Origin of the sequence: Lysinibacillus sp. UGB7, assembly GCF_049058285.1 — a bacterium.
GTDB classification, from domain to species: Bacteria; Bacillota; Bacilli; order Bacillales_A; family Planococcaceae; genus Lysinibacillus; species Lysinibacillus sphaericus_B.
In genome coordinates, this window is sequence record NZ_JBMGUV010000007.1 from 58,029 (window position 1) to 77,662 (window position 19,634).

20 protein-coding genes are annotated in these 19,634 nt (G+C 30.3%); 11 read left to right on the forward strand and 9 right to left on the reverse strand.

Features of this window, described 5'->3' with window-relative positions:
• Nucleotides 1–74: 74 nt before the first annotated feature.
• The 6 genes from ACOMCU_RS08395 to ACOMCU_RS08420 form a co-directional block, all read right to left on the reverse strand.
• Nucleotides 75–893, reverse strand: coding sequence for a hypothetical protein (locus ACOMCU_RS08395; RefSeq protein WP_421049908.1), 819 nt, complete (start codon nucleotides 891–893; stop codon nucleotides 75–77).
• Nucleotides 894–1,119: 226 nt separating this feature from the next.
• A complete protein-coding gene (locus ACOMCU_RS08400) occupies nucleotides 1,120–2,493 on the reverse strand; it encodes a TOTE conflict system archaeo-eukaryotic primase domain-containing protein (protein WP_421049988.1) in 1,374 nt (457 codons plus the stop codon).
• Nucleotides 2,472–2,666: a hypothetical protein gene (locus ACOMCU_RS08405; protein ID WP_421049909.1), complete on the reverse strand. Its 195-nt coding sequence runs from the start codon at nucleotides 2,664–2,666 to the stop codon at nucleotides 2,472–2,474. Before ACOMCU_RS08405 ends, ACOMCU_RS08400 begins: the two co-directional genes overlap by 22 nt.
• A gap of 129 nt (nucleotides 2,667–2,795) precedes the next feature.
• Nucleotides 2,796–3,017, reverse strand: a complete 222-nt coding sequence (locus tag ACOMCU_RS08410; protein ID WP_421049910.1) for a hypothetical protein — start codon at nucleotides 3,015–3,017, stop codon at nucleotides 2,796–2,798.
• Nucleotides 3,017–3,268: a hypothetical protein gene (locus ACOMCU_RS08415; protein WP_421049911.1), complete on the reverse strand. Its 252-nt coding sequence runs from the start codon at nucleotides 3,266–3,268 to the stop codon at nucleotides 3,017–3,019. Before ACOMCU_RS08415 ends, ACOMCU_RS08410 begins: the two co-directional genes overlap by 1 nt.
• Nucleotides 3,265–3,432: a helix-turn-helix domain-containing protein gene (locus ACOMCU_RS08420; RefSeq protein WP_421049912.1), complete on the reverse strand. Its 168-nt coding sequence runs from the start codon at nucleotides 3,430–3,432 to the stop codon at nucleotides 3,265–3,267. The genes ACOMCU_RS08415 and ACOMCU_RS08420 overlap by 4 nt, the downstream gene beginning before the upstream one ends.
• Nucleotides 3,433–3,875: 443 nt before the next feature.
• Here ACOMCU_RS08420 and ACOMCU_RS08425 point away from each other — a divergent pair, with 443 nt between their 5' ends.
• From ACOMCU_RS08425 to ACOMCU_RS08435, 3 genes are all read left to right on the forward strand, one after another.
• Nucleotides 3,876–4,643, forward strand: a complete 768-nt coding sequence (locus tag ACOMCU_RS08425) for an HNH endonuclease (protein WP_421049913.1) — start codon at nucleotides 3,876–3,878, stop codon at nucleotides 4,641–4,643.
• Nucleotides 4,644–4,672: 29 nt separating this feature from the next.
• Nucleotides 4,673–6,871, forward strand: a complete 2,199-nt coding sequence (locus ACOMCU_RS08430; protein WP_421049914.1) for a restriction endonuclease — start codon at nucleotides 4,673–4,675, stop codon at nucleotides 6,869–6,871.
• Nucleotides 6,872–7,042: 171 nt separating this feature from the next.
• Complete coding sequence (locus ACOMCU_RS08435; protein ID WP_421049915.1) at nucleotides 7,043–7,870, forward strand: hypothetical protein; 828 nt, start codon at nucleotides 7,043–7,045, stop codon at nucleotides 7,868–7,870.
• 408 nt (nucleotides 7,871–8,278) lie between these two features.
• On the opposite strand, the gene ACOMCU_RS08440 is transcribed toward ACOMCU_RS08435, so the two are convergent.
• Both ACOMCU_RS08440 and ACOMCU_RS08445 read right to left on the reverse strand, forming a co-directional pair.
• The gene (locus ACOMCU_RS08440; protein WP_421049916.1) at nucleotides 8,279–9,451 is read right to left on the reverse strand and encodes a tyrosine-type recombinase/integrase; all 1,173 of its coding nucleotides are present in this window, start codon (nucleotides 9,449–9,451) and stop codon (nucleotides 8,279–8,281) included.
• Nucleotides 9,452–9,548: 97 nt separating this feature from the next.
• Nucleotides 9,549–9,803 (reverse strand): helix-turn-helix domain-containing protein, encoded by a 255-nt coding sequence (locus ACOMCU_RS08445; protein WP_421049917.1) that lies wholly within the window; start codon nucleotides 9,801–9,803, stop codon nucleotides 9,549–9,551.
• 305 nt (nucleotides 9,804–10,108) lie between these two features.
• Here ACOMCU_RS08445 and ACOMCU_RS08450 point away from each other — a divergent pair, with 305 nt between their 5' ends.
• The 4 genes from ACOMCU_RS08450 (at nucleotide 10,109) to ACOMCU_RS08465 (ending at nucleotide 14,065) form a co-directional block, all read left to right on the forward strand.
• Nucleotides 10,109–10,285 (forward strand): hypothetical protein, encoded by a 177-nt coding sequence (locus ACOMCU_RS08450; protein WP_202342683.1) that lies wholly within the window; start codon nucleotides 10,109–10,111, stop codon nucleotides 10,283–10,285.
• A 92-nt stretch (nucleotides 10,286–10,377) separates the two neighbouring features.
• Nucleotides 10,378–10,596, forward strand: coding sequence for a hypothetical protein (locus ACOMCU_RS08455; protein ID WP_421049918.1), 219 nt, complete (start codon nucleotides 10,378–10,380; stop codon nucleotides 10,594–10,596).
• A gap of 836 nt (nucleotides 10,597–11,432) precedes the next feature.
• Nucleotides 11,433–12,989 (forward strand): hypothetical protein, encoded by a 1,557-nt coding sequence (locus ACOMCU_RS08460; RefSeq protein WP_421049919.1) that lies wholly within the window; start codon nucleotides 11,433–11,435, stop codon nucleotides 12,987–12,989.
• The gene (locus ACOMCU_RS08465) at nucleotides 12,986–14,065 is read left to right on the forward strand and encodes a hypothetical protein (RefSeq protein WP_421049920.1); all 1,080 of its coding nucleotides are present in this window, start codon (nucleotides 12,986–12,988) and stop codon (nucleotides 14,063–14,065) included. Before ACOMCU_RS08460 ends, ACOMCU_RS08465 begins: the two co-directional genes overlap by 4 nt.
• Before the next feature lie 469 nt (nucleotides 14,066–14,534).
• Here the strand turns inward: ACOMCU_RS08465 and ACOMCU_RS08470 are convergent, their stop codons facing one another.
• On the reverse strand, nucleotides 14,535–14,879 hold the full coding sequence (locus ACOMCU_RS08470; RefSeq protein ID WP_202342686.1) for a helix-turn-helix domain-containing protein: 345 nt from the start codon (nucleotides 14,877–14,879) through the stop codon (nucleotides 14,535–14,537).
• Nucleotides 14,880–15,033: 154 nt separating this feature from the next.
• Between ACOMCU_RS08470 and ACOMCU_RS08475 the strand changes: the two genes are divergently transcribed.
• The 4 genes from ACOMCU_RS08475 (at nucleotide 15,034) to ACOMCU_RS08490 (ending at nucleotide 19,314) form a co-directional block, all read left to right on the forward strand.
• Nucleotides 15,034–15,348 carry a hypothetical protein gene (locus ACOMCU_RS08475; RefSeq protein WP_421049921.1) on the forward strand — a complete coding sequence of 105 codons (315 nt, stop codon included), beginning with the start codon at nucleotides 15,034–15,036 and terminating at the stop codon, nucleotides 15,346–15,348.
• 597 nt (nucleotides 15,349–15,945) lie between these two features.
• Nucleotides 15,946–17,100, forward strand: coding sequence for a hypothetical protein (locus tag ACOMCU_RS08480; protein ID WP_421049922.1), 1,155 nt, complete (start codon nucleotides 15,946–15,948; stop codon nucleotides 17,098–17,100).
• Nucleotides 17,100–17,534: a hypothetical protein gene (locus ACOMCU_RS08485; protein ID WP_421049923.1), complete on the forward strand. Its 435-nt coding sequence runs from the start codon at nucleotides 17,100–17,102 to the stop codon at nucleotides 17,532–17,534. Before ACOMCU_RS08480 ends, ACOMCU_RS08485 begins: the two co-directional genes overlap by 1 nt.
• Nucleotides 17,527–19,314 carry a hypothetical protein gene (locus ACOMCU_RS08490; RefSeq protein ID WP_421049924.1) on the forward strand — a complete coding sequence of 596 codons (1,788 nt, stop codon included), beginning with the start codon at nucleotides 17,527–17,529 and terminating at the stop codon, nucleotides 19,312–19,314. The genes ACOMCU_RS08485 and ACOMCU_RS08490 overlap by 8 nt, the downstream gene beginning before the upstream one ends.
• Nucleotides 19,315–19,634: the final 320 nt, after the last annotated feature.

Genomic DNA, 19,634 nt, shown 5'->3' on the forward strand with positions numbered 1-19,634 from the left:
AAGTAAAAACTAAGCTAAATTCGATTGTGTACTCTCAAAATAATATAGCTTAGTTTATTCTTTATTTGCTGATTCTATAATTGTAAGGAAGAATTTTTTAAATTAATAGCTTTTGTTTTTAGTTTTACTTGTGAAGGAATACTTAGTGATAATACAGTAATCATAATAGAGAGTAATCCTAGTAAATTCCCAAGTGAGATTATTTGATTATCATTAGACCAAGTAACAAGTGATTGTAAAAAATTTATATCGTTAATAGAATTATCGATTTGTAAAAGGGCTATTGAATAAAATGCTACTCCAGTAAAGAAAAAAGTCAAATGTACAATAGATAGTCCTAAATAAGTAATTTGTTCGTCTAATGTTAAGAAGCTTGAAATATCTTTTAATTTTACTTTTTCAACAAGTGTTTTTGATTCAAGTGTATTAGGAAATATAGATTTCAAGATGATGAAAAATAATAAGTTTAGTAAAAATACAAGGAAAATACCGAGTAATAACATATATATGATGAAAGAACTCCCTAAAATCCAAGTTAAGATGGTACTTAAAGATGTTTCAATATTTTTTAGGTTTATATGTTCTCTAAAAGTAAATAAAGTACAAAATGTTACATATGTAATTAGTAAAAGTACATGTAAAAATTGATTTAAGTAATTGAATAGGATGTCATATGCAAAAAAATTGTTTTCTTTTGATGATTTTATTCTGTAAGCAAAAAATATTAAAATTAAAAAGATAACATAATAAGGAAAAACTATAATTGGATGATTAGGAGATAAAAAAAATACTATAGGTAAGATAAGAATAGCTAAGCAACTAAGACATAATTTTACCTTAGTTAATTTGCCAAAATAAGAGTACGCAAATGCTTTGATTAAAGCTTCTTTCATTAGAATTGACCTCCGAAATTAAAACTAAGTATTTCAATTATTGTAAAATAATTATAAAAATTATAATTGAATATTTTATTTTATATTTTTTAAATTCATGTGTTCTATTTATAATATAATAAAACCTATTAACATACAAAATGTACATTAATATAATTGTTCAATACAATATGACGTGCTAACATAAAAAAGGAAGAATAGCTGTCAACTATACTTCCTAAGTAGCTTATTTAAATAATTGTTCTACCTGTCTACGGGGAAGAACTAGCGCGAGTTGTTTCTTGTCAAAAAAGTACCTTGCAATTTGATTTAGTGTCAATTTTGTCAAAGTTGACACCATTAAGTCACTATTAAAAGTAATGCTGTCAACATTACTCATAATGGTGGCTTTTTTTAATTGAAGCGAAGGTACTTCATAAAGATTTGGAAGCTTTTGATATGTGTTTGCTTGTTTTGTATCTCTTCTATGTATTAATAGGTAATGAGCTTCTACAAAATCACAGAATAGTTTAGATAGAGATTTCGTATTTTTATATCCTATGGAATCTCCTATCTGTTTATAGGTCATATAAAAAATACGATTTTCTTCATTAGTGAAGAACTTACTTTGTAAATAAAGAGCAAGTAACACTTTCTTTTGCTTCAATGTGAATGAACTATTATCTACACGTCTCGCGGTTAATATGTGATAAGCTTCTTCTTTTGAAAGTGTTACTGACTTTTCTCTATAGTAAAGTCTTTTATCATTATCATATACATAATCAATTAAAGCCTCGGTATCTTTTCTTACTTCTAAGATGGAAGAGTGATACTTACTTTTGTCTTGTCTAGCTAACCACTCAAATATAGCGTCCTTAGCTTCATCTTTATCCATCTGCTGTATAGTTTTAAAGTAAAGTAATAACATCAAGGTCATATCATGACGAGTGCCCACAACCTTTAAACCATTTTGCCAAATATCGTTATAATATGCTGGGTCCATTCGAAGATGATTAGTGCTAGCCGTTTCAGAGGAAATATGATTATTACTTAGTATATCTTTCGTATCATCTTCAATTGCAACATCACTATAGGTTATTCGCTCTTTAATTTGATTAATAACTGAATCAAAAATAGAGGAGCAAAGCTTATTGATTTGTAAAATCGTTTCGTCAGGTAATTTGTTTTTTAAGTTTAAATTTTCTAAAAAACAAACCTTGTTCCTAGTTTTTGTATGGAAACCTAGTGGAAGCTTCACACCTTGTTTTGAAGTAGGTCTAAACTCTATTTTTTTGCACATATGGAGACTGTCTGCATCTTCCAATACCGTATAGTAAAGAAGAAGAGCATCTTTAGTGGGGATAGGATTATCGAAATAAATGGTTAAGTGTAATCCCTTATTGCCTGAATAGAAAGTATAAATATTTTCTTCAGGTATTCCTGCATCTTTAAGTGCATAGTAAACTTTATAATAATACCATTTACAATGTAAAATATCTTCTTCAAAGTCAAAGTCAAATACTAAGAATTTTGTCTGCAATGTTGAAAATACACCATATGATGACTCCCCTCTGAGATGTTGTAGTAAGAGTAAATCATTTAGTCGAGGTGGGTAAAAAATCCCGCCTGTTTTTTATTTGTCATCCTTTTATTAATATTTTGGCATATTGTTAGACCATGACGTTGTTTAAGATACTTATCATTTCTAATGATATAAAGGTCATTTAAAGCGATTGCAATTTCTTGCATTTCATCACTTGGCTTATACTGAGTTACTAATTCTTCATTGTTCATAATGTAATTCCCCCTTACACTGTATTATTAAAGCCGCGCTATACTTTAAGTAATGATGCGCGGCTGTGTATGTGAAATACCTTCTTACAGGTATATAGTAACAATAGTGGTTAAGACGTTAACCAACTTTTAGAGATTATCAAAGATGATGTCTATTTGACGTTCACTCAATCCAAGATGATAAAGATAGTTGTGGAAGCTGTCTTTAGTGGTAGCGTAGTCATATGCGCTGAAAGCACCGTTGTATATGACTGTTTTTAATACTCCTGCTTCAATAGCTTTCTTTAACAGTGATATACCGTTATAACCCTCATGTTCTAAAACTTTAATTGCGTTCTCTACTGTAACCATTATTTAATTCCTCCATAAATAGCAATTGCTACTTCATTAGCGTCTAACCCTACCTCGTTAACGAGATAAGCCTCTAAGCTCACTACATCCACTAAATAGTTGTACGTAGTGTTTTGGCAATAATGAGGTCTTTGTACTCGTTTTAATTTTCCATTGTCTAATAATCGTTTTACTGAATGCGTAGAGACTCCTATGTTCAGCTTGTTCAAAACCCTGCTTACAGATTCCACTGTAAAACTCATACCCATCATTTTCTCGCTCCTTTAATGTGTTCTAGTAATTCTCCTCGATTGAATCGCCTTGCTCCTCCGATTAAATAGCTTGGGATTGTTTTCTCCATTACCCAACGTCTCACGGTTGTTTCTGTAACTCCGAATAGCTCACTAACTTCTTTAACGGTCAATAGCTTCTCCATTATGTAACGCCTCCTGTTCTATCTACAGTTATTATAAGAACATTAATGTAATGAATTAACATAGTGTGGTAGAGGTTATTAGTGTATTTATTGAACTGTTATAGTAAAGGATTTTACTATTAGACCTGTGGGCATGACGAACCTATCTACAAAGCTGGTTTTAGTGGAGGTATCTTGAAATATTTGCGAAAACTTCATGCGCGTATTACGAAGGTTACCTTGTCTTAAAAGTGCTTTGACCGTTTGTTCGTCACGGGGTACCCTCTATAAAAGGTAGCGAGAGCATATGAGTACCATTCATTCCCTGTCTGTTCCATAAATTAAGCTAGGTAGTAGCTTCTGATAAGTTAAAAGTGGCTCATATTTTAATATTTGTGACATATAGTTCCTTCCTATCAAATTATAAAATGGTATAATTGTACGAAAATGGGTGGTGCTGTTTTTTGAAGTGGTTAATATCTGCAAACGGTAAAATATACAACCATGTAGGAGCTTTTGATGAACTTGGATATATAGATTGGCGTCAAAAAGCAAATTATGAAGTAGGAGATACCGTCTTTATATATGCTACTAAGCCATATATGAAGGTTATGTTCAAAACAATTGTTGAAAAGGTTGATATGTCATCTGATGAGATAACAGATGATAAAAAGTTTTGGTATGACATAGAAGAATATGAAAGCTCATTATCTGGAAAATATGCTCGATTGAGATTAGTTGAACGTGTAGATAGTGAGAATCTTTCACTTTACGAATTAAAAGAGAATGGTTTAAAAGCTGCTCCACAAGGTCCAATGAAAGTAAAGGAACAACTCGAAGTGTATTTAGAGAGTAATTTCAATGACTACTACTCAGAAGGTGTCTTTCCAGAAGAGGTTAGTGAAACTTTAGAAGAAGGACATAGACGTACAATCACGGTTAATAAATATGAACGTAGCTCTATAGCGAGACAAAAATGTATTGAAGAGCATGGTTTGAATTGTGCCGTCTGTGATATGAACTTTGAAGAAGTTTACGGAGAAGTTGGAAAAGGGTTTATTCATGTACATCATATTGTGCCGTTAAATGAAATTGACGGTTCTTACAAGGTAGATTATAAGAAGGATTTAGTTCCTGTATGTCCAAATTGTCATGCTATGTTACATAGAAAAATAAATGAAAAAACCTTTAATATAGCAGAATTAGAAGAAGTATATAAATTTAATAAGTAAAACTAAAATCTAAGGATGTTGAACGATATATGAGCGAATACGATTTTTTAGTACTTTCACCAGATGAATTTGAACTATTCTGTAAGGATGTATTAGAAGTTGAATTAGGTATTAAATTAGAAAACTTTAAGGCTGGGAAAGATGGAGGAATTGATTTAAGACATGCTCCATCAGAAGATGATACTTTAATTGTTCAATGCAAAAGGTATAAGGATTTTAGTAGTTTGAAAAATACACTAAAAACTGAAGTAGAGAAAGTAAAAAAATTAAATCCCGCAAGATATATATTAATGACATCAGTTTCACTAAATCCAAGTGAAAAAGGTTTTATAAAGGACTTGTTTGAAGGGTTTATAAAAAGTACAGGAGACATATATGGAAAAGATGAGCTGCAAACAATTTTAAAAAATCACCCAAGTATTGAACGGAAACATTATAAATTATGGTTAGTCAGTACAAATGTGTTGAATACTATTTTACATAGTGATGTCTTTAATCGTTCAAAATTCACTGAGGAACAAATAAAAGAGAAAGTCAGCTTATATGCTCCCAATGAAAGTATTGATATAGCATTAAAACATTTAGAAAAGAATAAAGTGATTGTATTATCAGGTGGACCTGGTGTTGGTAAAACAACACTTGCAGATATGATATATCTGAATTATTCTGCGCAGGAATATGAGTTTATTGAGATATCAGATGATATTAATGAAGGTGAGCGATTATATAATCCTGAATTGAAACAAGTATTTTACTATGATGATTTTTTAGGGAGAAATTTCTTAAACGACAGATTATCAAAGAATGAAGATAAAAGAATTATTAATTTTATAACTAAAATTATGAAATCTGATGATAAAATTTTTATTATGACTACGAGGGAATATATATTAAACCAAGCACGGATTTATTATGAAATACTTGATGATAAGAAAATAGATATTAATAAATTTATATTAAATGTAGAAAATTATACGAAGAATGTTAAAGCAAAAATTCTTTATAACCATTTATTCTTCTCAAACTTACCAGAAGAATTTGTTCGAATTTTAGTGGAAAAAAGAGCGTATAAAAAGATAATAGTACATCCTAATTATACACCTCGTTTAATTAGCAGAATGACTAATGAGTTAGATTATAATGATATGCTTGTTGAAGAATATCCTAAACTTTTTATTAAAGAAATGGATTACCCTTATTATACATGGGGACATATATTTGAAAATCAAATTAATGATTATTCTAGATGGATTTTAAAGTTGTTAATGATTATGGGGGATAAAGAAGTACCTTTAACTAAATTGGAGAACAATTTTAATGCTTTAAATCTATATCTAGGACGACCATTTGAAAGTGTAGCCTTTAAACGAGGGATAAAAGAGTTGGAAAAATCTTTTGTTAAAATATCTAAACATCCAAACTTAGGAGAAGTAATTTGGTTTTTAAATCCATCAATTGCTGATTTTTTAATTCAATACCATAAGGACAATTTAAATGTCAGAACATTATGGGAATCTACAAAATATTTTCATCCTATGTTTGAAGTGTTTTCATTTTCAAATGTTCAAGGGAAGTTTCTAATTCCTGTAAATTTACAAAAAGAATTTATAGATATAATAATTAACAGGTTTGATGAATATGAAGATTGTAAAAATGTGTATGAAAAAATTCAAGCTATTAGTAAATTGGATAAATTTGTAGATTTTAGAGTGGGGGAAGCTAAAGAATTACTAATAAAAGCTTATGATAATTATTCTGTTGATTATTCAGAAGAGTTTGTTGACCTATTAATCAAGTATAAAGATATCCTTGCTTTAGAGTTAGATATTAAGGGAACACTCACACTCTTAATTGATAATACAGAAAATTATTATGATGTATTAAATCTTATTAAACTGTATGATTTTTATCAAGGTGAATTAAAAGAAATTTTTAATCAAATTGATAAGCAAAAAGTTTTGAAAGATTTAGTTAATGATATTACTGAGAATTTAGCTGATGATTATGATTTTGAGGAAGTAGTTGGAATAGTAGAAGAACTAGGTGGAATATTTGATGTAAGCATAGTTGAGCAAATGGAAGAAATCAACGAAGTATATTATGAAATTTTACAAGCATCTCAGGGGGAACCTGAATACGATTATGAAGACTATATAGAATCTAGAGGTGGTTCAAGCGATAGAGATGATTATGTAGATGATTTGTTCGAAAGTTTGCTTGATAAGTAGTTAATAAAATTGAGTTAATATTTGCCAATATCCTGAACGCATAGATAAATAAACTGACTTGCATTTTGTCATTATAAGGAGGTTTTTGAAGTGAATAAATTTTTATTTTCTTCTAACAGTGCGCCTCTAGATATAAATACAGAATAACAAATTTAGGGAAGCGGTGTAAAAATGAATAACTTTTTAGAGCAACATGAAAATTATAAAACATATACACATGATTATTACCTGATGAACGAATTGTCTAGAGACTTTTTTAAAGAATTAAAAGGCTTCATTCATGGGGAGTTAATGAAATGTGAAGAAGACGAAATAGTTTCAACGGCACTATATTTGCAGCATAAAATTGCTGGTCTAGCTAAAGAACATCCTGTGGAATCAATCCCACTTCCATATTTGGAAGACGAAATAGTGAATTGTTTTAAAAAATTAAATAATAGGGGCTTTCATAATGTTATTGAGGGTCTAGAAATCATTACTCAAGAAATTAGCAGTATAGCTGAATTAAACGACTTTCTAGAAACGGTGAATTTAGGGTATGTAGTAGAATCGGATGTTTATGGTTATTACTGGAATATGCGTGAAGGTGTGGAACAGTCAGTAGAAAAAATTGAAGAAGTACTCAAAGTAATTCCAAATAAGTATAAAGATACTGTAGCAAATTTGGAAGAAATAAAGATGACACTAAACACTAGAAGTAGTGAAAAATCAATAAAAAATATACTTAGAGATTGTATTTCTGCTACTGAAGGTTATGTGAAATCTATAACTGGGGAATCAGATTTTAATAAGTCGAGTAAAAAATTTATCGAAAATAATAATTTTGATAAAATGATAGTGACAGATGGACTTAAAATTTGGAAGCATATCCATCAAGAATATTTAGATGTAAGGCACGGAAATAATGAAGATATTTCGGAATTGGGTTTTGATGAGGCTATATACTATGTTGAAAGATTAATGGCATATATAAAATATTTAAATAAAAAATTTAAATAGTTCTTTTCATAATTATATCTAATTTATTACTAGATTTTTATCTTGATAGTTTATATAATATGTTCATAAATAAGGTCTTTGAACCAAGTTCGTAAATATGTAATACTCCCTAGTGGATAAAATAGTTGAAATAAGCGCGGCTTTAAAGTTTGTAATACCTTGTGGTTCTAAGTGTCGGCATAAGGACTCGCGAATTGCAAATAGGTAGACTACACGCGTAGAAGCCGGCGTATTGGAGCTTCTGGACGCGGGTTCGACTCCCGCCGTCTCCATAATACGATTTCATTGAGTTTCAATGAACGTCAAAACCCTTGTATATCAAGGGTTTTTTATTTTGTCTATGTCATATAGTTTCATTGAGTATCAAACGAACGTAGTCAAAAACGTAGTCAAAGCGTAGTCGCTCAACTAGATTTCAATGTAACTGGCGAACTTCTGTATAGCTTCTTCTTTCGCTTTCTTCGTAACGTGTGCATAGATGTTCAGTGTCGTTTGAACGTCACTATGCCCTAAGCGATCTTGTACTTCTTTTATGCTAGCACCCGCTTCAAATAACAATGAGCAATGAGTATGACGTAAACCGTGTGTTGTAATTGTACCGAGGTTATATTTCTTCTGTACATGTAATATCCATTTACGAGTTTTCGTTGGCTGTAAATATTCATTTTGTTCATTACTAAACACAAGCTGCTTAGGTTGCATTGTATTGAAGCCTAGTATTAAATAATCCTGCTTCTGCTTTTTCTTCCACTCTTTTAATATTGCCATTGTTTTATCGTCCATTTTAATAGTACGAGCAACACCTGTTTTTGTAGACTTTACATATAGCTGATTATCTTTTCCTCTTGAAAGGGCCTTATTAATTCGTAGCTCGTTTGTTGTGAAGATTAAGTCACTCCATGTCAGTGCCAATGCTTCACCTTTACGCATACCGCTAAACGCTAGTAAACGGAATAGGGCAAATGCTTTGTAGTTACTCTCTTGCTCTAAGCATGTAAGGAATTGAATAAGCTGTTCACGTGTATAGAAGTTTTCATCTTCATCATCATTGGTAACGCTAGCTTTCTTGGTTAGATTAGTAGGCATTTCTACAAGTGCAAAAGGGTTAGTTTGAATAAATCCACGCTTCATAGCAAAATCTAATACTTTAGAGGCGTATGATTTGACTATACGGAACTTCTTCAATTTTCCCGCCCACTCATTGATATGCTTTTGACATATGTCCACCGTGAGCTTTTCAATTTTGTATTTCCCCATTTCAGGCAAAATATGATTTTTAAAAATTCCAGTCGTTTTTACGAATGTACTTTCCTCAACCGTATTTTCATACTGAACAACCCATAAGTCGTAAACCTCTTGATATGTTTCAGCACGCTCTTTTTTGTACGTACCATTTGCTACATCAAGCTTTAAACGTGCTAGTGCTAATTCAGCTTCTTTACGTGTTTTAAAGCCACGTTTCATTGTGCGCTTCTGTTTACAGGTTAATGGATCAATCCCTAAATAGGCTGGGAACTCATATCGTGTTTCCTTGTTTTTCAGCTTATAGCTTTTGATTGGTGATACTTTCTTTTTCGTCATAGTATTTCCTCCTGAATCAGTTGCGGGGGCAAATGATTAAAAAGAGGATTTACCTCATGATTATTATAACGAATCACTTGATAAATCCCAATATTAATTAAAAGCTATGTTCTTGAAAGAAGCGGTCAATCTCCTTACGTGATATACGCTTTACACCATCAATTTCACATACTTGTAAACCGAGCGTGCGGTATTTCATAAGTGTGTTATACGATACACCAGCGTATTTTGCTCCTTCTTTTAACGACAGCCACCCACTATCAACAAATTTATGATGTGCAGCTTGTAATGCCTTTTGTACGGCATTTATAACTATTTCTTCAATATCACTAGTTGTTAAATTTACATTCATTTTTACATGCTCCTCTTTCATTTAATCCCCGCAATTTAATTGCTGTTATGGATTTATACGAGGCGAAAAGGGCATTGTTAATTACAATTTGATGCTTGTTTTTAAATCATAGTCTATAAGAATATCCCTTTTTTTTACTTTTAACTAAGTAAGCTTTTAAAAATAGAGGATAGAATATGTTAAAATTATTTAAACGACACACACTTGAAATTAGACAAGAAGTGCTCGTGTATTTCAACCTATATAAAAGAGTATTTTCGATGAAAGATATAAAGACAGTATTTACTATCTAGGAGGTTTTTAATTTGCATACTCACGGTGAAGTACAAAATGAAACAGTACGTGAATGTATCGTAATGAATTCAGATTACGACAAATCAGCAAAAGTTATCGAGTTTTCAAGAATAGAAAACTATGTTGTAAAAAAGTTTACTGCGCTAAATGTGAAGAATGGCAAGAAACAGATAGCCGATATTTTATAACTGATATATTCTGCCCTACTTGTTGTACAAATTGGGAATGATATTAACACGCCACTTAAATCAAAAAGCACTCAATAGGAGGAGGGGTTATAATGGCTATGCATGGTGAAGTCCGTAATACTTATGAACGTGAGTATCTCGTGAAGAATGAAACGCCTGAGAAAACAGCAAAGGTGATTGAACTATCAAGATTAGAAACATACATAGTGAAGGAAGTTTACTGTGGTAAATGTGAAGATTGGATGGAAACAGATAGTCGTGACATCGTAACTGATTATCTATGTCCTAATTGCTGCACTAATTGGGAATGATATTACCCCCACTTTAAATCAAAAAGCACTCAAAATGATAATACATATGCACGCCATTATAAAATGACAACAGCTAAAAGCAGTTACTAGAACATTTGTATGTTTTAGTAACTGCTTTTAGTTTTGTGCTGAAATAGATGAATTGAAAAAACTTTAAAAAATGATTTAACTCTGCTAAACAGTCCTCGTATAAGTTTATGTGGGCGGTTTAGACAGTTTTATTAGTTAGTAATTCTATAAGTAATTTAACTTTGCTAAATGGTTCTCGTATAAGTCATATGTGAGCGATATAACGACTTTATATAGTGAATATACAAAACGAATTAACTATGTAATTTAGCTTGCGTATAAGGAAATGAAGGAGATGAAGCAGCATGAAAATTTACAACTAGAAAGTATCATTCAAATACACTGTAATCTTCATCTAAATTATGTTTGATAAAAACTTTTAAAAATAATTTAACTCTGCTAAATAGTCCTCGTATAAGTCATTAACGGAGGTGAAGCAGCAAGGAAGTTTACAACTAGAAAAGTATTATCGACTAAATGAGCGTAACCTTTCAATGGAAACGAATTGTTATAGCTTGTCAAATCAAATTCAATCACTGAACGAATAAAAAGTAACGTTTTAATAGGAATCTTCTAAATACCCCCCGGTGCCTACTAAATCAAGTATTAGAGTGGGATTTGGCGGGAGCTATGTGATACCTACGAGAAAATTTTCGTGAAAAGTGGTGCGAATTTGAAAAAACTATTTAACTTTGCTAAACGCCCTGCGTATATGGCAAATAAGGGTGAATAACCCTATAAAAACTTTTATAAGGAGAATTAACATTATGGACATTAAACAAAAAAACTTACTAAAAGATTGGTTTAGTCAATCAGAAGGGTATGTCGAGTTTCGATTAATTAGAGGGGAAGATGTAGAGCAACGTTTTATTGGTGTAGAAGATATAAATGAAAAGTTACTTGAAGGCTTAATTGTAAAAGGCAAAGAAGAGAAGTTCCACGTTTATTTCGGTGTAACAACACGTAAAACGAAATCTGGTAAAGAAGCTGACGTTTTACATGTACCAGGCTTATGGTTAGATATCGATCCAAAGCACGCAACATATGAAGAGGCGATGCAAATAGTAGATTCACTACCTACACCGCCTACTGCTAAGGTTTCCAGTGGAAATGGTATCCATGCATATTTTAAATTTAATGAACCATTTGAAGTAGTAGATGATAATGCCTTCAAGTTCATTAAAGAGCTTAGTTTAAAGCTGCATACATTTGCTAAAGCAGATAATACAGCAGATTTAGCACGTTTGTTACGAGTGCCAAATAGTATGAATGTGAAAAACTTAATGGACGTTAAGCTTTGCTCATTAGTGGAATTTACTGGTGCTACTTATAGTTTAGACAGTTTTACATATTTAGATGATGTAAAAATTCAATCAGTGGATAAGTCAGTAGAAACGATTGAAATCAATGAAGTTACACCTATTGGAATTGATGATTTGAAGGTCTCATTTAAGCTAAAAAGTTTAATAGTAGACGGCCCACAACATGATGAGAATCGTTCGAAGAAAATCTTTCGTGTGGTAATTGAGCTTTTAAAAGCAAATCATACACATGAAGAAATTGCATTTGTTTTGATAAACGAAGAATGGGAAATTGGTGAGAAAATTAGTGACCGTCCTAAAGCTGCTCAATTAAAGTACATTGAAGGGGTTATTAAAAATGCAACGAAAGCTTTAAAAGATGGACAGGACAATGAGGACGTAGAGAAGTTACTGGATAGCGTTGATTCAAACGAATGTTCAATCTACGAACATGAAAATTGTTACTATGAAAAGCAAAGCCGATTATCCAACTTCATTTTTGTACCAGTGGAAAGAGTACATGCAAATAAAGATGAGTATTTGAAAGGCCATATAGCTTTAAGTAATGGCGAAACATTAAAGAATACTATATTAACAGCTAGAGCGTTTATTAGTAAGAAAAGCTTTATTGAGGAAATCAACAGCACTAAAACTAGCTGGCTCGGTGGAGACAAGCATTTACAGTATTTAAAAGAGTTATTTATGACCAAAGAAATTGTAGACAGATATGCAGTAAGTAAAATTGGTATCTATAAGAATCTATTTATTACACCAAATCAAGTTATTGATAGTAATGGGATTATTGAAAATAGTAAGTATATTTATATGCCAAAAATTATGGATGGTGAGATGGATTTTGATTTATCAATGGATATGCTTTCGTTTGACGATTGGAAGGAGCTTGCTAAAGAAGTATTACCGTTACTAGTACAAGTTAATGAAGAAGCGGTTATTAATACAATCATATCATTGGATGGCACTTTATCACACCTGTATCTGCTTTATTACGTAAATATACGGTGAATGCTTTTCCGCAATTAATGGTATGGGGTACACAAAGTGCAGGTAAAACGAGTACAGCGCAGTTATTTGGTAAATTATTTGGTAATCCAGAAGTTCGTTCTTGTACCCGCCCAATCTTCTCAGTTACAAGGGAGGTGGACTTGTTAAATGGGATTCCTCTTTACTTAGATGAATTTAGACCATATAATATGTCGGCCTCGAACTGGAAAGGTTTGAAGAATTTAGGGTTAAATGCATATAAAGGTACACTAGATAGTCGAGGGAAGAATTCTCAAGGTACAATTAAATATGGCACTTCGGCACCAATCGTATGGTTGGGGGAAACGAGCTTTGAAGAGTCTAATATGTTAGAACGATTAATTATTGCTCAACTTACACCAAATACATTAAGGAAAAATGAAAGCTATAAAATGGCATATAAAAAGCTTAACTCTTTGAAATTGTCTGGCTTTATGCTTGGTTATGTACAGTGGTTACTAAATAAGATTGAACGTGAAGATATTATACTAGGTACGTTATATGAGCATTATAAAGAAATGCTTGATAGTAAATATGATTTACATGAACGTCCGTTAGCGAATCTAGCTATGGTATTAGTTGGAGTGCATTTGTTTAATGAATTAGCTAATGAATTACAAATTGATTGTACTATCGATCTATATGGTGTGATAGAAGAACAAGTGAAGCATTTTAGCGGTAATAAGGTTCATAATGCCTTACAAAATTTATTCAAGCATACAGCAGCGATTGTACAAAGCAATTATAACGAATTTAAGAAAGGAACGCATTATGAATATAATGCTACGCAAAACAAGCTAACTATTGCTAGAGAAATGTGGCTCCCGGCAGTAAGAAAGTTCATGAAGGAACATGATTATGTGGATGAGCGTTTTTCTGATAAGCAAATTGAAAATTTATTAAAAGAAAATTGCTCACAATCAGGCTTTGTATTGCATACATCGTCTCCAAGAACTGTGGGAGGGAAATCCACTCGAAGCTATGTTATTGATACACAAAGACTAGAGGAAGAATTAGATATTCAGAAGGAGGTTTGGGAAGTACGTTTACATTTCTAGAAACACATAATTAGAATAGAAAAGGCTGTAGTTCACAATAGATGTGGCTACAGCTTCTTCGTTATTACTACACAAAAAATAAGAGCTGAAATTACATTCGTATCAGGGTGTTTATAGTACCAACTACAATAACTACAATATATAGATATATGTAATATGAATAGCTGTACACAAAGATTCTATTACTGTACATACTTCAGGATAATAAGTAGTAATTGTAGTTCTATTACATTTTTATTACCGTAGAAATCCAATAGAAATCTACGGTAAGTTCGTATAAATCTACTATATTTACCGTAGAAATCTACGATAACTTAAGTAACTTATACGTCAGATCCAATAGAAATGTATTTTATTGACTTAGTGTTTTTCTCTAGATAGCAAAAAATGCAGAGGTGTGGTGCGTTTTCAAAAGTTGTAGATGCACCAATACGCAATAAATTGCTCTCATAAAGTTATTACGCAACAGTTACTCATTATCTTTCCAAGCGATTAAAGACTCAATAAACATTAAAACAGCTTTTTGATCTTTCTTAGAACGACTTTCTAACAGATGTACAATTTTCTCTAACTCAAAGCTAAGCATTTTTGGATGGGTTTCTTCTTTATCATCAAATAGCTCTTCTAATGTAATTTCTAACGCAGTACATACTTTTGCAACGCTCTCAATTGTAGCGTTCTTTTCTCCACGTTCAAGTTGTCCAATATATGTGTTATGCAAGGAAGCACGATATGCTAGTTCTTCTTGGCTTAGTCCACGTTCTTTACGTAAGAAGCGGATTCTCTCCCCAACCACTTTTGTTAAATCCGTCATGTAATCACCTCATCATTAGGATTGACGAGAAATGATTCAATAACCATATACTATAGATATAATTTTTTGTTGAAATAAAATATACTATTGATATTGTTTTTGAGTGGAGTTAGTATAAGTACAGCCAGAAAAATATTTGAGGAGTGATAGAATAATGGATCACGAACAATTTGATGCTTGGACAATATGGGAACATGAACAAACGCTAGAAAATTTACAACAAAGTTATAAATGTAAAGAATTTAGAAAAGATTTGAAGCGAGGGTGGGGCTTTAAGTGTAGCAATTGTGATGAAAAGGTATCTAGTAAGACTCATCATGAATACTGGGGTTTTACAATATCGTTTTCACAGCAACCTGTACCGGATTTATACCGCTTCTGTTCAAAAGAATGTGGGGATGTTATTTATAATGGTTTATATCAAAAGCACTTAAATGAAATAGAACTAATTAAACAAAAGTATCGTTAATTCCGTTTTTATAATGTTTGGTAAGCACAGTCCTTAGAGTCTGTGCTTTTTAATGTTGTTGAAAATGATTAAAGCGATATACTGCAAGAAGAATTAGTGAAATAGAAATGTTGTTTTTGGGAATTTGACCCATTAAAGAGGGTAATTTATACGTTTATATATGGTATGATAGAAGAAATTGCTTATATATATTCATTGAATAGATTCTATGGAGTAGAACCAGTCGGATTAGAGCATATATGCTTTTACATATATATACTAATCCTTTATGTCTAGCCTATATTCAATAGCAACTTTATTTGAACTATTAGAGGAGCCGAATCGAATAAAATCTGTAGCTAGTAATAATGAAAATGGCGTTGAATTTAATGAGTTAAAGAAAAAAATATGGGTGTGGAAGTTGTGAAGCAAGATATATTGATCTCATAGATTATAATTTAAAGAAGTATTAGTGCTTTAAATGTAGAAGGATTAACTTGTAAACTTCTATAACGATTATTTTTATATTTCCTATAATTGGTGTAAGTAATGGGCAGATAAATTGAAAGTAAATTATTATTTGAACTATTTTTGAAAACTTAGAAAGGAGGAATAAATTTGGTTCAAAATTTAATGTCTGAAAATGATGATAGTGGAATCAGGAGTTTGAGTGGGTTTGCTTATCAAATGCGAGTATTTATTTATTATATGTCTTTGATGAAAGAAGAAGGACAAATTGAATTTGAAACTTTAGATGACGTAGTTTTGAGTAATAATGCTGAAGAAAAATTAAAAGATGAAACTATACATATAAATAGTGTATACAGTGATTCTCAAGATATTTATGCAATTCAGGTCAAAAGAACAACAATTACTAATGCGACTAAAAAAAAATTAATTTATAATTGGTTACTTTTACAACATGAAAATAAAAATATTAGTAAGTATATTTTATATACAGAAGAATCTTATGGAAACAAGGATGACATTTTTAATGAAACAGCAAAACCATTATTTGAAGAAATTATAAAATCTGACAAAAAATCTAATGCTCTTGTTAGTAGGGTTAAACAATTGTATATTGATAATTTTGAACAATTTAAGTGTGATTATGAAGAAATTATAAATAAATTTGAATTTATATCTGAAAAAAATATCGATGAGAAAATATTTTCTAGTTTTTCTATACATTTTAATAAAGGTGCTGTTAGTGAAATTATTTATATCTTGAGAATTAAAGCCTTAATTAAAGAAATTATGGGAGATATTCTACTGTGTATTGATAAAGGACAACCATTTATTTGTTTACATACAGATATGACGAAAAAAATTGAAAGTATTACACAAGATATTAGTGATAAGCGATACGAGCCAGACTTTAGTACATTTAAGAAATATAGAAGAATAGATCTAAATGAATCTGAAATTATTTCATCAAGAGAATATGTGCAGTTAAAAAAATGTAATTTAACGGATAGACGGATTGAGGAACATTTAATCTATCAACAATATTACGAAGATATTCGTGATAGATATTTATTGGATAGTAAATTGAATAAAGTAGAAAATATTGAAAGTATAAGTTATGAAAATTTTTGTTGTGTAAAAGAAGAGTTACAAGATGATATTGATACGCCTCTTAAACGATTAAATAAAACAAAAGCTATGTCGAATTCTTATTCATTAAACGATCATACTAAATTTGGGTCATGTATATATTTAACTAAGGAAGATATAGAAGAATTAAAAAAAATTTCATGGGAGGATGAATAGTGACGAAAAATACATATTATGAAATGGAAGTAATCTTGTTAAGTAATTACTGTGAAATTGTGGTAGATATTTTAAAAAAACATAAAAATTTAAGTATAATTAAAATCGCAGTATTTTCCTTCATAACTAAAAAAAATAAGTTTTTCAAAACAAACATATATAACTTATCAAATAAGAAAGAAATTGTTTTAAAATGTTTATCACTTTTGAATGGTGTTTTTGATGATTTTTGTAATGATCTTAAATATATTATTGCAGCAATTGACCTATTAGTAAAAAATCATCGAATAGAGATTATTGGTCAGGAACTTTTTTATAATAAAAATATTGAAATTTCCTTATTAGACAGTGAAAATTTTATTGATTTAGCTATAAGAGAAAGTTCTTTATACTCTGATGAGCAGTTTTTAAAGGAGGTAGTTAGTAGTGTTTAAAATAAGTAAACTAACTATGTTAAGTAATGATAATCAAGAGTATAAATATCAGTTTGATTATGGAATTAATTATTTTAAGGGGAAAAATAGCTCTGGTAAAACTGAGTTTTATAACTTTATTGATTATATGTTAGGTGATTCTAGTAGAATTGATAATAAGGCGCTATATAAAGAAAATTTAAAAAGTGCTGCTATAGAATTTGAATATAATAACATAAAGTATGAAATTAAAAGAACTTTATATCAAGAAGTAAATTATTTTAGGTACCAAGAGGAAGATTGGGGGAAACCTATTGGTTTAGCGGAATACAGATCTAAATTAAATTCGGTTTTTGCAATTAACTTTTCTGAATTAAATGATATCAGACAATTTGCTGGAGAAAATTTTACTTATAGAACGTTTACTTTATTTAATTTTTTAAGTGAAAAAAGTCAAGGGAACTTGAATGACTTTTTTTCTAAGAGCTCTGATATTAAGTATTCTATTAAATTACCTATAATATTAAATTACATTTTTAATAAAAATTTAAAGAGAATACTTGAATTGAAAAAGCAATTAAAAGATTTAGAAGAAAAAGTAAAGCTAATGGAAAGCAAAATTAACAAGTTTGAGTTTATCAGGAATAGTATTAATATTAACTTGAAAAAGTTAAATATTAATCTTATTTATAATGGAAAGAATAAAGAAAATATACTTGTAGAATTGATGAAAGTAAAGAGGTTAGAGGATACTAAAAAGAACTATAAAAAGTCTAAAACCATATCTGAATTAGAGTCAATATTTAATAATCTTAATGAACAAGTTAAGGTATATGAAAAGATAACAGAGGATAATAGAAAGTTTGAATTTGAAAATATAAATAAGAAAAAACTTGTAGAAAATTTATCTCACTTGGTTTCAGAAAAAGTAGATTACGATTATTTAGTGCAACCTATATTAAAAATATTGAATGATTTAGATAAAAGGATTTCTTTTAATAACTATGTAGTGACAAGCAATACTATAAAAGAGTTAAAAAAGCAAAGAGACGAGATAAAGAATGAAATTACTTTAAATGAGGCTAAGTTATCGACTTTTGATCTTACAGAGAAGTCTAAGGCTATAGCAATTATTGAGGAGTATTTAAATGATGATATTACATATAGCATTGATGAGCTTGAATCGTTAAAGAAACAAATTAAAGAGATAAAAAACTCTATTAAAGAATTACAAAATAATGATGATAGCGTGAAAATAAAAGATCTATCTACATCAATATCGGATTTATATAAATCTGCATTTGAGGTCTCAGATTTAGTTAAAAGTGATAATGAGTTCGCTGGATTCAGGATTGATTACTATAAAAAAGGTAATATATTACAACCGAAAATATTTAATAAAGATGAAAAGATAGAAAAAAATAAAGATGAAGATAATAAAGGGAAAAAGTTAGAGAATTATTATGTTGGTAGTATGGCTAGACATACTCTCATACAACTTTGCGGTTATTTAGGATTTTTAAAAATGCTTATATCCGAAGAAAAATATCCGCTAGTGCCTATTTTAGTTATAGATCATATTTCTAAACCATTTGATTCTACAAATAGAAAGGCCATTGGTTTAATCTTAAATGAGTTCTATAAAAATGTTTCTGTAAAAAAAGTACAAATGTTTTTATTTGATGATGAAGACTATAAAGATTTAGCTTTGAATCCAAATACTCATGAGAATTTAATTCAGTCAAATAAAACAGGGTTTAATCCTTTTTTTAATGAAGATGATTTAAAGGGGAATAATTAAATAAACTATATATGAGAGGCGTTTGAATTAAATACATTTGACTCGAACGCTTCTTGATAATTTAATTATAATTTTCCGTAGGAAGGCGTGGGTAATGCCCTAATCCAAATATTCTATTTGTGGGGAGTAAGGTTTAATTAACCTTGCTCTTTTTTATTTTTGTTTAGTATACGTAGTCAAATAATTCAATTGCCACCGCAGCTATTGATATATCAGTACTTTGAGACGGTTGGTTCGACTCTCGTCGTGTGTAATTGTACATAGCTCAATATTTGTTTTGAACGTGCAAAAATCCATTTATGGGTCTTTGTAGGTTATAA

What these genes read in the sequence shown, in the direction of transcription:
- ACOMCU_RS08475 (WP_421049921.1), top strand. Translation starts at nt 15,034, where the DNA reads ATGGATCACGAACAATTTGATGCTTGGACAATATGGGAACATGAACAA.
- ACOMCU_RS08440 (WP_421049916.1), bottom strand. Translation starts at nt 9,451, where the DNA reads ATGACGAAAAAGAAAGTATCACCAATCAAAAGCTATAAGCTGAAAAAC.
- ACOMCU_RS08445 (WP_421049917.1), bottom strand. Translation starts at nt 9,803, where the DNA reads ATGAATGTAAATTTAACAACTAGTGATATTGAAGAAATAGTTATAAAT.
- ACOMCU_RS08410 (WP_421049910.1), bottom strand. Translation starts at nt 3,017, where the DNA reads ATGGTTACAGTAGAGAACGCAATTAAAGTTTTAGAACATGAGGGTTAT.
- ACOMCU_RS08435 (WP_421049915.1), top strand. Translation starts at nt 7,043, where the DNA reads ATGAATAACTTTTTAGAGCAACATGAAAATTATAAAACATATACACAT.
- ACOMCU_RS08455 (WP_421049918.1), top strand. Translation starts at nt 10,378, where the DNA reads ATGGCTATGCATGGTGAAGTCCGTAATACTTATGAACGTGAGTATCTC.
- ACOMCU_RS08460 (WP_421049919.1), top strand. Translation starts at nt 11,433, where the DNA reads ATGGACATTAAACAAAAAAACTTACTAAAAGATTGGTTTAGTCAATCA.
- ACOMCU_RS08415 (WP_421049911.1), bottom strand. Translation starts at nt 3,268, where the DNA reads ATGATGGGTATGAGTTTTACAGTGGAATCTGTAAGCAGGGTTTTGAAC.
- ACOMCU_RS08395 (WP_421049908.1), bottom strand. Translation starts at nt 893, where the DNA reads ATGAAAGAAGCTTTAATCAAAGCATTTGCGTACTCTTATTTTGGCAAA.
- ACOMCU_RS08420 (WP_421049912.1), bottom strand. Translation starts at nt 3,432, where the DNA reads ATGGAGAAGCTATTGACCGTTAAAGAAGTTAGTGAGCTATTCGGAGTT.
- ACOMCU_RS08405 (WP_421049909.1), bottom strand. Translation starts at nt 2,666, where the DNA reads ATGAACAATGAAGAATTAGTAACTCAGTATAAGCCAAGTGATGAAATG.
- ACOMCU_RS08430 (WP_421049914.1), top strand. Translation starts at nt 4,673, where the DNA reads ATGAGCGAATACGATTTTTTAGTACTTTCACCAGATGAATTTGAACTA.
- ACOMCU_RS08470 (WP_202342686.1), bottom strand. Translation starts at nt 14,879, where the DNA reads ATGACGGATTTAACAAAAGTGGTTGGGGAGAGAATCCGCTTCTTACGT.